Below are 14,216 nucleotides of genomic sequence, written 5' to 3'. Positions count from 1 at the left end.
CACGAGTCCCGCCGGCCCCAGGACCCCCGTATCAGACCCCAAGACTCACGACCCTGAGAGGGATTGACGCATAGTGCTCGACGTCAACTTCTTCGACGAGCTCCGGATCGGCCTGGCCACCGCTGACGACATCCGTCAGTGGAGCCACGGTGAGGTCAAGAAGCCCGAGACCATCAACTACCGCACCCTGAAGCCCGAGAAGGACGGACTCTTCTGCGAGAAGATCTTCGGTCCGACCCGGGACTGGGAGTGCTACTGCGGCAAGTACAAGCGCGTCCGCTTCAAGGGCATCATCTGCGAGCGCTGTGGCGTCGAGGTCACGCGTGCGAAGGTGCGCCGTGAGCGGATGGGCCACATCGAGCTCGCCGCCCCCGTCACGCACATCTGGTACTTCAAGGGCGTCCCGTCGCGCCTCGGCTACCTCCTCGACCTCGCCCCGAAGGACCTGGAGAAGGTCATCTACTTCGCGGCGTACATGATCACGTTCGTCGACGAGGAGCGCCGCACCCGCGACCTGCCCTCCCTGGAGGCGCACGTCTCCGTCGAGCGCCAGCAGATCGAGAACCGCCGCGACGCCGACCTGGAGGCCCGCGCCAAGAAGCTCGAGACGGACCTCGCCGAGCTGGAGGCCGAGGGCGCCAAGGCGGACGTCCGCCGCAAGGTGCGCGAGGGCGCCGAGCGCGAGATGAAGCAGCTCCGCGACCGCTCCCAGCGCGAGATCGACCGCCTCGACGAGGTGTGGAACCGGTTCAAGAACCTCAAGGTCCAGGACCTGGAGGGCGACGAGCTGCTCTACCGCGAGCTGCGCGACCGCTTCGGCACCTACTTCGACGGCTCGATGGGCGCCGCCGCGCTGCAGAAGCGCCTGGAGTCCTTCGACCTGGACGAGGAGGCCGAGCGCCTCCGCGAGATCATCCGCACCGGCAAGGGCCAGAAGAAGACCCGTGCGCTCAAGCGCCTCAAGGTCGTCTCCGCCTTCCTGCAGACCTCCAACAGCCCTAAGGGCATGGTGCTGGACTGCGTGCCGGTCATCCCGCCGGACCTGCGTCCGATGGTGCAGCTCGACGGTGGCCGCTTCGCGACCTCCGACCTGAACGACCTGTACCGCCGTGTGATCAACCGCAACAACCGCCTGAAGCGGCTTCTCGACCTCGGCGCGCCCGAGATCATCGTGAACAACGAGAAGCGCATGCTCCAGGAGGCCGTCGACGCGCTGTTCGACAACGGCCGCCGCGGCCGCCCCGTCACGGGCCCCGGCAACCGTCCGCTGAAGTCGCTGTCCGACATGCTCAAGGGCAAGCAGGGCCGCTTCCGCCAGAACCTGCTCGGCAAGCGCGTCGACTACTCGGCGCGTTCCGTGATCGTCGTCGGTCCGCAGCTCAAGCTGCACCAGTGCGGTCTGCCCAAGGCCATGGCGCTGGAGCTCTTCAAGCCGTTCGTGATGAAGCGCCTGGTGGACCTGAACCACGCGCAGAACATCAAGAGCGCCAAGCGGATGGTCGAGCGCGGCCGCACGGTCGTGTACGACGTGCTGGAAGAGGTCATCGCTGAGCACCCGGTCCTGCTGAACCGCGCGCCCACGCTGCACCGCCTCGGCATCCAGGCCTTCGAGCCGCAGCTCGTCGAGGGCAAGGCCATCCAGATCCACCCGCTCGTCTGCACCGCGTTCAACGCGGACTTCGACGGCGACCAGATGGCCGTGCACCTGCCGCTGTCCGCGGAGGCGCAGGCCGAGGCCCGCATCCTGATGCTGTCCTCGAACAACATCCTCAAGCCGGCCGACGGCCGCCCGGTGACGATGCCGACCCAGGACATGGTCCTCGGTCTGTTCTTCCTCACCACGGACGGCGACGGCCGCGAGCTCAAGGGCGAGGGCCGGGCCTTCGGGTCCGCCGCCGAGGCGATCATGGCGTTCGACGCGGGCGACCTGTCGCTCCAGTCGAAGGTCGACATCCGCTTCCCGGTGGGCACCATCCCGCCGCGCGGCTGGGAGCCGCCGGCGCGCGAGGAGGGCGAGCCGGAGTGGCAGCAGGGTGACACCTTCACCCTGAGGACCACGCTGGGCCGCGCGCTCTTCAACGAGCTGCTGCCCGAGGACTACCCGTTCGTCGACTACGAGGTGAGCAAGAAGCAGCTCTCCGAGATCGTCAACGACCTGGCCGAGCGGTACCCCAAGGTCATCGTGGCGGCGACGCTCGACAACCTGAAGGCGTCCGGCTTCTACTGGGCGACCCGTTCCGGCGTCACCGTGGCCATCTCCGACGTCATCGTCCCCGAGGCGAAGAAGGAGATCGTCAAGGGGTACGAGGCGCAGGACGAGAAGGTCCAGAAGCAGTACGAGCGCGGTCTGATCACCAAGGACGAGCGCACCCAGGAGCTCATCGCGATCTGGACCAAGGCGACCAACGAGGTCGCCGAGGCGATGAACGAGAACTTCCCGAAGACCAACCCGATCTTCATGATGGTGAACTCGGGTGCGCGCGGCAACATGATGCAGATGCGTCAGATCGCCGGTATGCGTGGTCTGGTGTCGAACGCGAAGAACGAGACGATCCCGCGTCCGATCAAGGCGTCGTTCCGCGAGGGCCTCTCGGTCCTCGAGTACTTCATCGCCACCCACGGTGCCCGAAAGGGTCTGGCGGACACCGCCCTGCGGACCGCCGACTCCGGTTACCTCACCCGTCGTCTGGTCGACGTCTCCCAGGACGTCATCATCCGCGAGGAGGACTGCGGCACCGAGCGCGGTCTGAAGCTGCGGATCGCGTCGCGCGCCGCGGACGGCACGCTGCGCAAGGCCGACGACGTCGAGACCAGCGTCTACGCCCGGATGCTCGCCGAGGACGTCGTCATCGACGGCAAGGTGATCGCGCCGGCCAACGTGGACCTCGGCGACGTGCTGATCGAGCAGCTCGTGCGGCACGGTGTCGAGGAGGTCAAGACCCGCTCGATCCTGACCTGCGAGTCCCAGGTCGGCACCTGCGCCATGTGCTACGGCCGCTCGCTGGCCACCGGCAAGCTGGTCGACATCGGTGAGGCGGTCGGCATCATCGCCGCCCAGTCCATCGGTGAGCCCGGCACCCAGCTCACGATGCGCACCTTCCACACCGGTGGTGTGGCCGGTGACGACATCACCCAGGGTCTTCCCCGTGTCGTCGAGCTCTTCGAGGCGCGGACCCCGAAGGGTGTCGCCCCGATCTCCGAGGCCTCCGGCCGTGTGCGGATCGAGGAGACCGAGAAGACGAAGAAGATCGTCGTCACCCCGGACGACGGCAGCGACGAGACGGCGTACCCGATCTCGAAGCGCGCCCGTCTGCTGGTGGGCGAGGGCGACCACGTCGAGGTGGGCCAGCGGCTCACTGTGGGTGCCACCAACCCGCACGACGTGCTGCGCATCCTGGGTCAGCGCGCCGTCCAGGTCCACCTGGTCGGCGAGGTCCAGAAGGTCTACAACTCGCAGGGCGTGTCGATCCACGACAAGCACATCGAGATCATCATCCGGCAGATGCTGCGCCGCGTGACGATCATCGAGTCCGGCGACGCCGAGCTGCTGCCCGGCGAGCTGGTGGAGCGCTCCAAGTTCGAGACCGAGAACCGCCGCGTGGTCCAGGAGGGCGGTCACCCGGCCTCGGGCCGTCCGCAGCTCATGGGCATCACCAAGGCCTCGCTGGCCACGGAGTCCTGGCTGTCGGCCGCCTCCTTCCAGGAGACGACCCGGGTGCTGACGGACGCGGCGATCAACGCCAAGTCCGACAGCCTGATCGGCCTCAAGGAGAACGTCATCATCGGCAAGCTCATCCCGGCCGGTACGGGTCTGTCCCGTTACCGCAACATCCGGGTGGAGCCGACCGAGGAGGCCAAGGCCGCGATGTACTCGGCCGTCGGCTACGACGACATCGACTACTCGCCGTTCGGCACCGGCTCCGGCCAGGCCGTTCCGCTGGAGGACTACGACTACGGTCCGTACAACCAGTAGGCGGGTCGTCCGACACGCACCGAAGGGCGGTCACCCCGTGGGGTGGCCGCCCTTCGGGGTTTCCGGGCCCGGCAAGGGGTCTGTACGGCTCTCCGGCGGCCTGTCGGGGGTCGCGGGCGGGGGGACGCGCCCCAAGGCGCGGCGCGCCGTCAGGGGCGCTCAGGGGGATGCGGGCGGTCCGTGCCGCTTATCGGATCAAGCCGGGCGAAATGGGTGACGCGGGTGGCCGCGTCCATTTGTTTTGACCGCAGCGAATGCGATAGGTACGCTCAGACCTTGTGCCTGGGGTGTGCCCTGGCTTTCGTGCGTGCCTTCAACCGCACGGAGTGCTGTGACCGGCCACCGCAATTCGCGCCATCTCCGTCTCGCGGCGGGAGTGCGCCGGATTCGACATACCCGACCGCGTGGGTCGGCGTCGTTCCAGGTTAGCTGTACCCATCGGCACACAGAAACCGGAGAAGTAGTGCCTACGATCCAGCAGCTGGTCCGGAAGGGCCGGCAGGACAAGGTCGAGAAGAACAAGACGCCCGCACTCGAGGGTTCCCCCCAGCGCCGGGGCGTCTGCACGCGTGTGTTCACGACCACCCCGAAGAAGCCGAACTCGGCCCTGCGCAAGGTCGCGCGTGTGCGTCTGACCAGCGGTATCGAGGTCACTGCTTACATTCCGGGTGAGGGACACAACCTGCAGGAGCACTCCATCGTGCTCGTGCGCGGCGGCCGTGTGAAGGACCTGCCGGGTGTTCGCTACAAGATCATCCGCGGCTCCCTCGACACCCAGGGTGTCAAGAACCGCAAGCAGGCCCGCAGCCGTTACGGCGCCAAGAAGGAGAAGTAAGAATGCCTCGTAAGGGCCCCGCCCCGAAGCGCCCGGTCATCATCGACCCGGTCTACGGTTCTCCTCTGGTGACCTCCCTGATCAACAAGGTGCTGCTGAACGGCAAGCGCTCCACCGCCGAGCGCATCGTGTACGGCGCCATGGAGGGCCTGCGCGACAAGACCGGCAACGACCCGGTCATCACGCTGAAGCGCGCTCTCGAGAACATCAAGCCGACCCTCGAGGTCAAGTCCCGCCGTGTCGGTGGCGCCACCTACCAGGTGCCGATCGAGGTCAAGCCCGGTCGCGCCAACACCCTGGCGCTGCGCTGGCTGGTCGGTTACTCCCGCGCCCGTCGCGAGAAGACCATGACCGAGCGTCTGCTCAACGAGCTCCTCGACGCCTCCAACGGCCTCGGTGCCGCTGTGAAGAAGCGCGAGGACACGCACAAGATGGCCGAGTCCAACAAGGCCTTCGCGCACTACCGCTGGTAGTCGGAAACCCCTTCGAAACCGAGAGAAGACTGAAGCCTTATGGCTACCACTTCGCTTGACCTGGGCAGGGTCCGCAACATCGGGATCATGGCCCACATCGACGCGGGCAAGACGACCACCACCGAGCGGATTCTGTTCTACACGGGCGTCTCGTACAAGATCGGCGAGACGCACGAGGGCTCCGCGACCATGGACTGGATGGAGCAGGAGCAGGAGCGTGGCATCACGATCACCTCTGCTGCCACCACCTGTCACTGGCCGCTCGAGAACGTCGACCACACCATCAACATCATCGACACCCCGGGCCACGTCGACTTCACCGTCGAGGTGGAGCGTTCGCTGCGCGTCCTCGACGGTGCCGTCACGGTGTTCGACGGTGTCGCCGGTGTCGAGCCGCAGTCCGAGACGGTGTGGCGTCAGGCGGACCGCTACGGCGTTCCGCGCATCTGCTTCGTGAACAAGCTGGACCGCACGGGTGCCGACTTCCTGCGCTGCGTCCAGATGATCTCCGACCGCCTGGGTGCGCAGCCGCTGGTCATGCAGCTCCCGATCGGCGCGGAGGCGGACTTCCAGGGTGTCATCGACCTCGTGACGATGAAGGCCCTGGTCTGGTCCGCCGAGGCGACCAAGGGCGAGATGTACGACACGGTCGAGATCCCGGAGGCGCTCGCCGCCGACGCCGACGAGTGGCGTGCCAAGCTCCTCGAGGCCGTGGCCGAGAACGACGAGGAGCTGATGGAGCTGTACCTGGAGGGCACCGAGCCCTCCGCGGAGCAGCTCTACGCGGCGATCCGCCGGATCACCATCGCCTCGGGCAAGAGCGACAGCACCACCGTCACCCCCGTGTTCTGCGGCACCGCCTTCAAGAACAAGGGCGTGCAGCCCCTGCTCGACTCGGTCGTGCGCTACCTGCCTTCCCCGCTCGACGTCGAGGCCATCGAGGGCCACGACCCGAAGGACGCGGAGAAGGTCATCGAGCGCAAGCCGTCCGACGACGAGCCGCTGTCGGCGCTGGCGTTCAAGATCATGAGCGACCCGCACCTCGGCAAGCTCACCTTCGTCCGCGTGTACTCCGGTCGCCTGGAGTCCGGCACCCAGGTGCTGAACTCCGTCAAGGGCAAGAAGGAGCGCATCGGCAAGATCTACCGCATGCACGCGAACAAGCGTGAGGAGATCGAGTCGGTGGGCGCCGGCGACATCATCGCCGTGATGGGTCTCAAGCAGACCACCACCGGTGAGACGCTGTCGGACGACAAGGCCCCGGTCATCCTGGAGTCCATGGACTTCCCGGCCCCGGTCATCCAGGTCGCCATCGAGCCCAAGTCGAAGGGCGACCAGGAGAAGCTCGGCGTCGCGATCCAGCGCCTGGCCGAGGAGGACCCCTCCTTCCAGGTTCACTCGGACGAGGAGACCGGCCAGACCATCATCGGCGGCATGGGCGAGCTGCACCTCGAGGTGCTCGTCGACCGCATGCGCCGTGAGTTCAAGGTCGAGGCCAACGTCGGCAAGCCGCAGGTCGCCTACCGCGAGACCATCCGCAAGGCGGTCGAGAAGGTCGAGTTCACCCACAAGAAGCAGACGGGTGGTACCGGCCAGTTCGCCCGCGTCATCATCGCGATCGAGCCGATCGAGGGCGGCGACGCCTCGTACGAGTTCGTCAACAAGGTGACCGGTGGCCGCGTGCCGAGGGAGTACATCCCCTCGGTCGACGCCGGTGCGCAGGAGGCCATGCAGTTCGGCATCCTCGCCGGCTACGAGATGACCGGCGTCCGCGTGACGCTGCTCGACGGTGCCTACCACGAGGTGGACTCCTCCGAGCTGGCGTTCAAGATCGCCGGTTCGCAGGCCTTCAAGGAGGCCGCGCGCAAGGCTTCGCCCGTGCTCCTGGAGCCGATGATGGCCGTCGAGGTCACCACGCCCGAGGACTACATGGGTGAGGTCATCGGCGACATCAACTCCCGCCGTGGCCAGATCCAGGCCATGGAGGAGCGGGCCGGTGCCCGCGTCGTGAAGGGCCTCGTGCCCCTGTCGGAGATGTTCGGCTACGTCGGAGACCTCCGCAGCAAGACGTCGGGTCGCGCAAGCTACTCGATGCAGTTCGACTCCTACGCCGAGGTTCCCCGGAACGTCGCCGAGGAGATCATCGCGAAGGCCAAGGGCGAGTAGCGGCCTCCGTTCAACGGACTCCGTTCACACGCTTTAGGCTTGACCCCGGAGCCTGCAAGGGGCATTCGGCCGCCACCCTGGCGGAATGCCCCGGGCCCGGGTTTCCCAGCAAAGATCACCTGGCGCCGATGAGTAAGGCGTACAGAACCACTCCACAGGAGGACCCCAGTGGCGAAGGCGAAGTTCGAGCGGACTAAGCCGCACGTCAACATCGGCACCATCGGTCACATCGACCACGGTAAGACGACCCTCACGGCCGCCATTACCAAGGTGCTGCACGACGCGTACCCGGACCTGAACGAGGCCTCGGCCTTCGACCAGATCGACAAGGCTCCCGAAGAGCGCCAGCGCGGTATCACGATCTCGATCTCGCACGTCGAGTACCAGACCGAGCTGCGTCACTACGCCCACGTCGACTGCCCCGGTCACGCGGACTACATCAAGAACATGATCACCGGTGCCGCGCAGATGGACGGCGCCATCCTCGTGGTCGCCGCCACCGACGGCCCGATGCCGCAGACCAAGGAGCACGTGCTCCTGGCCCGCCAGGTCGGCGTTCCGTACATCGTGGTCGCCCTGAACAAGGCCGACATGGTGGACGACGAGGAGATCCTGGAGCTCGTCGAGCTCGAGGTGCGCGAGCTGCTCTCCGAGTACGAGTTCCCGGGCGACGACGTTCCGGTCGTCAAGGTCTCCGCTCTGAAGGCGCTCGAGGGCGACAAGGAGTGGGGCAACTCGGTCCTGGAGCTCATGAAGGCCGTCGACGAGGCCATCCCGGCCCCCGAGCGTGACGTCGACAAGCCGTTCCTGATGCCGATCGAGGACGTCTTCACCATCACCGGTCGCGGTACGGTCGTCACCGGCCGCATCGAGCGTGGTGTCCTCAAGGTCAACGAGACCGTCGACATCATCGGCATCAAGACCGAGAAGACCACCACCACGGTCACCGGCATCGAGATGTTCCGCAAGCTGCTCGACGAGGGCCAGGCCGGTGAGAACGTCGGTCTGCTGCTCCGCGGCATCAAGCGCGAGGACGTCGAGCGCGGCCAGGTCATCATCAAGCCGGGCTCGGTCACCCCGCACACCGAGTTCGAGGCGCAGGCCTACATCCTGTCCAAGGACGAGGGTGGCCGCCACACGCCGTTCTTCAACAACTACCGTCCGCAGTTCTACTTCCGTACGACGGACGTGACCGGCGTCGTGACCCTCCCCGAGGGCACCGAGATGGTCATGCCGGGTGACAACACCGAGATGAAGGTGGAGCTCATCCAGCCCGTCGCCATGGAAGAGGGCCTGAAGTTCGCCATCCGCGAGGGTGGCCGGACGGTCGGCGCCGGCCAGGTCACCAAGATCAACAAGTAAGTCCTCTTGCTTGTTGGGTCATGAGACCTGACCTCGGCGAACGCCGAGCGCTCTGAGAGGGCCCGCACGACTCCGGTCGTGCGGGCCCTTTCGCATGCGCGGGGGCGCGCTGCCTGTACGGGGTGCCCCGGCGGACGGCGGACGGCGGACGGCGGGCGGCGGGTCGGCGAGGGGCCGTCGGCCGCCGTTGACCTCAAGCCCGCTCCAGGTCCTACGGTGACCGGTCGGCGAACACCCACCGGGGGAGGCACCCGCATGACGACGTCGCAGAGCTCCGACGCCGCACTGGCCGCGCAGCCGGCGGGCCCACTGGACCGGAGTGGCCCATGAGGCGCTCATCGCGTTCACCCGCGCCCGCCAGGCCGAGCCGGGCTTCACCCAGCCCCGGTTCTGGCTGCTGCGCAAACTGTCGGAGCACGACCTCGCGCCCGACGGCCGCGGCATGACCCTGCCGGAGCTGCGGCGGGCCATGCGGTCCCACCTCAGGGCCGAGGACGACCTGGAGGCCGAGGCGGAGGTGCTGCCGGAGCGCGGGTGGCTCGGCAGGGAGGGCGAGGCGCTGCGGATGACCGCGGCGGGGGAGGAGGCGCGCCTCGCCGTCAAGGGGCACGCGCCCGGGGTCCGCGCCCGCATCCACCGGGGCGTCGACGACGCCGACCACGTCGTCGCGCTGAAGGTGCTCCGGCGGTGATCCGGAACACCGGCGGCGCCGTGGGGTAGCGGTCCGCGGCTCTCCGGGCCGCACCGCACCCGGCGGGCTCCCGGCTCCCGCGGTCAGCAGGCGCGGCCGGGGGAGCCCGGGGGGCGGTCAGGGACACCGGGGCGTGGCCGGCGGTGGGGGCAGGCGCGGGACCCGGCGGGGGACAAGGGAGAGCCCCGGCGGCCTGTGGGGGCCACCGGGGCTCTGAGGAGGATGTGGGACGGGATGGCGCAGGTGCTCAGTGGTTCCGGGGGACGGTGACGGGGTGGGTCCGGGCGCTCTCCCACGCACGCCCGGACCCGTTCCCCCGTCGTCCCCTGTGGGGGCTTTCGAGGGTCAGACGCGCTGCCAGAGAGCCGGGACGTTGCTGGGCTCCCAGCCCGTGATGGCCTGGTGGCCCTGGAGGCAGCGGTAGGTGGAGCCGCCGTAGGTGACCGTGTCGCCGGCCTTGTAGACGGTGCCGGCCGCCCAGGTGCCGCCCGGCTGCTCGCCGCCGCCGCCGTTGTCGCCGCCGCCGCCACCGCCGGTGGTCTTCAGCGTCAGGCCGTAGGCCTGGAGCAGCGGGTTGATCGGCTGGTAGAAGGTCTCGCCACCGCTGCGGCAGTCACCGGAGCCACCGGAGGTGACACCCTGCGCCTGGCTGCCGGAGATGTACGAGCCGCCGGAGTCACCGGGCTCGGCGCAGACCGTGGTGCGGGTGACACCGGAGACGGTGCCCTCCTGGTAGGTCACGCTGGTGTTGTGCTGCTGGATGGTGCCGCAGTGCCAGCCGGTGGTGGAACCGGAGCGGCAGATGGAGGCGCCGACCGCGGCCTGGGTGGAACCGGCGACCTGGGCGCTGGAGCCGTTGACGTACGGCGTGGCGGTCCAGTTGGAGTTGGTGGCCACCCAGGCGATGTCGCGGCCCGGGAAGGTCGAGCCCTGGAAGGTGCCCTGGGCGACGCGGTTGGAGCCGCTGGTGCTGCTGCCGACCCCACCGCAGTGACCGGCGGTGGCGAAGCCCTGCTGGGTGCCCTTGGTGACCGGGAAGCCGATCGAACAGCGACCGCTGTTGTTGATGTAGTACGCGTCGCCGCCGCGGAGGTCGTAGAAGGTGCGCGGACGCTCGGTGCGGGTCTTCACCTGGGCCAGGGAGGCGTCGACGCCGGCCGCGGAGAGCAGCGAACGGGCCGCGGCGGGGCGCACGGCCTCGATCACGACGGTGTTGGTGCGCACGTCGACGTACCAGACCGGCGCGTCCTTGGCGTTGGTCTTGGCGGCGGCGCGGTCCAGGCGGGCCTTGGCGGCGTCGAGCTGCGCCAGGGTGTGGCCGACGACCTTCGCCTTGGCGCCGCGCGCCTCGATGGCGGAGACGTCGCGGGCGTCCGTGGTGGCCACGGTCAGGGTGGCGGAGTCGGCGCCGTTGACCCAGGCGCCGGCGAAGTCGGAGCCCAGCTTGAGCTGGAGGCTGCCCGCGGTGGCGCCGGCCTCGGCCTCGTTGACGAGGCGGCGCTCGGCCTGACCCCGCGTGAGGCCGAGGTCGCGCTGCATGGCGTTGAGCACGGCCGCGGGGGCCGCGTCGGCGCGCAGGGTCTGGGCGGCGGAGGGTGCGGCCGGGACGTCGGCGGTCTTGGCGCTCGCGGAGCTGGTCAGACCGGCGATGAGCAGTGCGGCGGACGCCGCCGCGGCGGCACCCACGGCTCTGGTGTGCAGGTGGAGCATGGGGGAGTCTCCTCGGTTTCGGTGGTGCTTGTGGGGAGGTGCCGAAACCGTAGGAAGGGCCGGGAGGCGCTGGTAAGCCCTCGGTCGGCCCCTCCCCCGGCGTTATGGATGCGTCAAGGGACGCGGTGCGCGGCCAGCCATTCCGTGTAGCTGTCGCTGCGCGCGGCCACTCCGGCGTGGGCCATCCGGGCCTGGGTGAGCACCGTCGAGGCGGTCTCCGCGCACTGGGTCGCGGTGTGCCAGCCGAGGAGGTGGCGCCAGGACAGGGGCGTGCCGCGCAGTGGACGGGTGACGATACCCGGTGAGGTGGGGAACGTCGCACGGCACAGGCCGATGGCACGTCCGACCTGCACGAGGTGGACGACCGAGGAGGTGTCCGTCTCGTACATGCGGCGCGGTGTGAACCCGGCGCGGGCGCAGGCGGCGGTGAAGCAGTCGCCGAAGCAGCCGTCGCCGGGGACGCAGGCCCACTCCTCGTCCGTCAGCTCGGTGAGGTCCATCTCCGGGCGGTCCGCGAGCCGGTGGCCCTCGGGGAGCATGACGAACACCGGGTCGACGGCGACCTCCCGCCAGATCAGCCCCTCGCCGCCGGGCGGGGAGGCCGAGCCGCAGGTGCCGGCCAGGGCGAAGTCGAGCCGTCCGGCGATCAGCTGTTCCGCCAGGTCCCGTTCCGACCACGAGGTGCAGGTCGTCATCCGGGCGTCCGGTGTCAGATCCGCCAGCCGGTCCAGCAGCGCTCCCAGTAACGGGCCGTGGGTGCCGCCGAGGCGCAACCGCCCGGTGGAACGGGGCATGCGCGCGAACCGGGCCGCCTCCTGTTGCAGTTCGGTGACCGCGGGCAGCACGATCCGGCTGCGCTCCAGGACGAGTTCACCCAGCGCTGTGGCCCGTACCCCGTGCCGTCCGCGCTCGAACAGCGCGCCGCCCAGGGTCCGTTCGATCCGCTTGAGCTGTGCGCTCAGCGCGGGCTGCGCAAGGCCGAGCGCCGTGGCCGCCCTTGTGAGGCTGCCGGCGTCGGCGATGGCCCGTACCGTTTTGAGATGCCGCAACTCCAGCTCCATGAGGGGAGCTTGCGACGCCCACGGGGTGGGGGCAAGGGGTTGGTCCGGACCTCTGTAACTTCGGACAACTGATCACGGCCTGCCATGGGTGCCGTGAGCGGTCCGATTCGGGTGCTGTTGGGGTGAGTTCGGGGGCCTCCGCCCGGTTCCGCGGCGCGGCGGTCAGGCGTCCCGGGGGCGTGGAGGTCCCGGTCGCGGCCGTCGCGGTTCCGCAGGTCCCGGAGGGTGCCGTCGGGGCCGGGGTGGGGCCCTGCGGGGCTCCGGGGGGCGCGGACGGGCGGTGGGCGGGCGGGCGAGGAGGGCGGCGGGACGGCGCGGTGCCACGGCGGGCGGTCCGGCGGTCGGGGCGGGCCGCGCGGCGTGGCGCAATCCCCACGCTCCGGCCGGGTGGCGACGCCGGGACGAGGTGGGCGGCGCCGTCGGCGGGGAGCGTCGGCCGGGGCCGGGGCCGGGGCCGGGGCCGGGGCCGGCCGGGCGGGTGCGATCACCATCGGCGGCATTTCCCTCCGCGCCGGAGCGGATGACGACCGATCACCGCGAATGGCGGGTGTGCCGGGCGTTTTCTCGTGGAGCACGCCGCCATGGGGCGCGGACGGGCAGAAGCGCCGCCGAGGGCGTACCGGGTGCGCTTCCGCGCGTCAGGGCTTTCGGTCCATCGGGGGGATCGGCCGATGGCCGGGGCCTGCCCGGATTCGTCGTCCGGGCGTGACCCGACCCGTCTGCGAAGTCGTCCCCGAGCACAGGTCGGGAATCCTTCCGTGGAACCCGACAAGGGGGCATGTTCACCCGGCCGGGCGAGATGGTCCGACGTGGGGAAGGGGCGGGTTCGGCGCGGTGTTCCCTTCCCGGAATTCCCGGGCAAGGCCGTCCGGAACGCCGCTCCCCGAGGGACCGGGCTCCGGTGCGCCGAGGCGCAGCTCCGCCCAGACGGTCTTGCGCGGGGCGGGGCCGGTGACGACGCCCCAGCGGTCCGCCAGCGCCTCCACGAGCAGCAGCCCGCGTCCCGACTCGGCGTCCCGGCCGGGCCTGCCGGGGCGCGGCGGGAGGTCACCGCACGTGTCGATGACCTCGACGCGCAGTACGTCCGCGGCGACGAGCAGCAGGAGCCGGAAGTCGCGTCCCGGAACCCGCCCGTGGGTCGCCGCGTTGGCCGCCAGTTCCGCCACGACCTGACGCGCCGGGTCCAGCGGCAGTCCCCAGGAGCGGAGTTGCTCCGTCGCGAGCAGCCGGGCGAGGCGGGCGCCGCGCGGGGTGGGGGAGAGCTGGACGCTGAAGTGCCGGACGGTCGCCGTCGGTTCGGCCGTTTTCTGATTCACGTTACCCAGAGTGGCCGGATCGGCGTAGGGTGGGAAGTGACGCAACGGGTACGTACGGTGACTGTCCGGGATTCGTCCGGTGTGTCCGGAGCTGTCGACAGGGGCGCGCGGGGAAGGCGCCGGCGCGGCCGGGTGAGTGCGACGAAGAGAGACGGCATGGCGCGGGAAGCGGAGGCGGTCCGCCTCAGGGAAGAGACGGACGAGCCGGGCTGGGAGGCCGACCCGGACGACGAGTGGGGCCTCGCGGTCCTCGCGACGGTCGGGCGGCAGATCAAGATGCGCCGCGAGGCCAAGGGCCTGCGCGCCGCCGAGTTCGGCGCGGGGGTGGGCTACGGCGAGGACATGGTTTACAAGATGTGCGACCTGCAAGCCGCACAGTGCGAGCGAGCGTAGGGAAGGAGATACCGACGCTTTCGACCTGTGACCAATTGGTCGATTCCCCAGCCAGCGTGCGGAGGAAGTAATTCCTCGGTGCGGAGCCTGGCCAGCAGACCGAAGGCCGAGACGACCACTGGATCGGTACGGGTCGGGGAAAGTCCGGACGGATGAACACAAGTGAACCCTTGATGAGGACTCGTAAAGACCAGCCGCCCCAGTGGAAGCAGTCGAGGCGGTCCAGGAGCTATCGG

At 69.4% G+C, this 14,216-nt stretch carries 8 protein-coding genes and 2 pseudogenes; 7 read left to right on the top strand and 3 right to left on the bottom strand.

What is annotated here, in order from left to right; all coding sequences use genetic code 11:
• Nucleotides 1–73 precede the first annotated feature (73 nt).
• The 6 genes and pseudogenes from GTY84_RS03100 to GTY84_RS03075 all read left to right on the top strand — a co-directional run bounded on the left by GTY84_RS03100 (nucleotide 74) and on the right by GTY84_RS03075 (nucleotide 9,529).
• Nucleotides 74–3,973, top strand: a complete 3,900-nt coding sequence (locus GTY84_RS03100) for a DNA-directed RNA polymerase subunit beta' (protein ID WP_161224530.1) — start codon at nucleotides 74–76, stop codon at nucleotides 3,971–3,973.
• Between the two features lie 463 nt (nucleotides 3,974–4,436).
• Entirely contained in the window at nucleotides 4,437–4,808 is a 372-nt protein-coding gene (gene rpsL / locus GTY84_RS03095) for a 30S ribosomal protein S12 (protein WP_003948652.1), read from the top strand.
• Nucleotides 4,809–4,810: 2 nt separating this feature from the next.
• Nucleotides 4,811–5,281 (top strand): 30S ribosomal protein S7, encoded by a 471-nt coding sequence (gene rpsG / locus GTY84_RS03090; RefSeq protein WP_073792897.1) that lies wholly within the window; start codon nucleotides 4,811–4,813, stop codon nucleotides 5,279–5,281.
• Nucleotides 5,282–5,320: 39 nt separating this feature from the next.
• Nucleotides 5,321–7,447, top strand: coding sequence for an elongation factor G (fusA, locus tag GTY84_RS03085; protein WP_161224529.1), 2,127 nt, complete (start codon nucleotides 5,321–5,323; stop codon nucleotides 7,445–7,447).
• Between the two features lie 168 nt (nucleotides 7,448–7,615).
• Nucleotides 7,616–8,809: an elongation factor Tu gene (gene tuf / locus GTY84_RS03080; RefSeq protein WP_161224528.1), complete on the top strand. Its 1,194-nt coding sequence runs from the start codon at nucleotides 7,616–7,618 to the stop codon at nucleotides 8,807–8,809.
• 255 nt (nucleotides 8,810–9,064) lie between these two features.
• Nucleotides 9,065–9,529 (top strand): annotated as a pseudogene (locus GTY84_RS03075) (MarR family transcriptional regulator).
• A gap of 316 nt (nucleotides 9,530–9,845) precedes the next feature.
• On the opposite strand, the gene GTY84_RS03070 reads toward GTY84_RS03075, so the two are convergent.
• The 3 genes from GTY84_RS03070 to GTY84_RS03060 form a co-directional block, all read right to left on the bottom strand.
• Nucleotides 9,846–11,210 (bottom strand): alpha-lytic protease prodomain-containing protein, encoded by a 1,365-nt coding sequence (locus GTY84_RS03070; RefSeq protein WP_161224527.1) that lies wholly within the window; start codon nucleotides 11,208–11,210, stop codon nucleotides 9,846–9,848.
• A gap of 113 nt (nucleotides 11,211–11,323) precedes the next feature.
• Nucleotides 11,324–12,271 (bottom strand): LysR family transcriptional regulator, encoded by a 948-nt coding sequence (locus GTY84_RS03065; RefSeq protein ID WP_161224526.1) that lies wholly within the window; start codon nucleotides 12,269–12,271, stop codon nucleotides 11,324–11,326.
• Between the two features lie 782 nt (nucleotides 12,272–13,053).
• Nucleotides 13,054–13,587 (bottom strand): ATP-binding protein, encoded by a 534-nt coding sequence (locus tag GTY84_RS03060; protein ID WP_161224525.1) that lies wholly within the window; start codon nucleotides 13,585–13,587, stop codon nucleotides 13,054–13,056.
• 156 nt (nucleotides 13,588–13,743) lie between these two features.
• Between GTY84_RS03060 and GTY84_RS03055 the strand changes: the two are divergent.
• Nucleotides 13,744–13,944 (top strand): annotated as a pseudogene (locus GTY84_RS03055) (transcriptional regulator); the annotation flags it as partial.
• Nucleotides 13,945–14,216: the final 272 nt, after the last annotated feature.

This window comes from Streptomyces sp. SID8352 (assembly GCF_009862265.1).
Taxonomy (GTDB): Bacteria; Actinomycetota; Actinomycetes; order Streptomycetales; family Streptomycetaceae; genus Streptomyces.
Note: the sequence above shows the minus strand (reverse complement) of the source record. Positions and strands in the feature narration are given on the sequence as shown.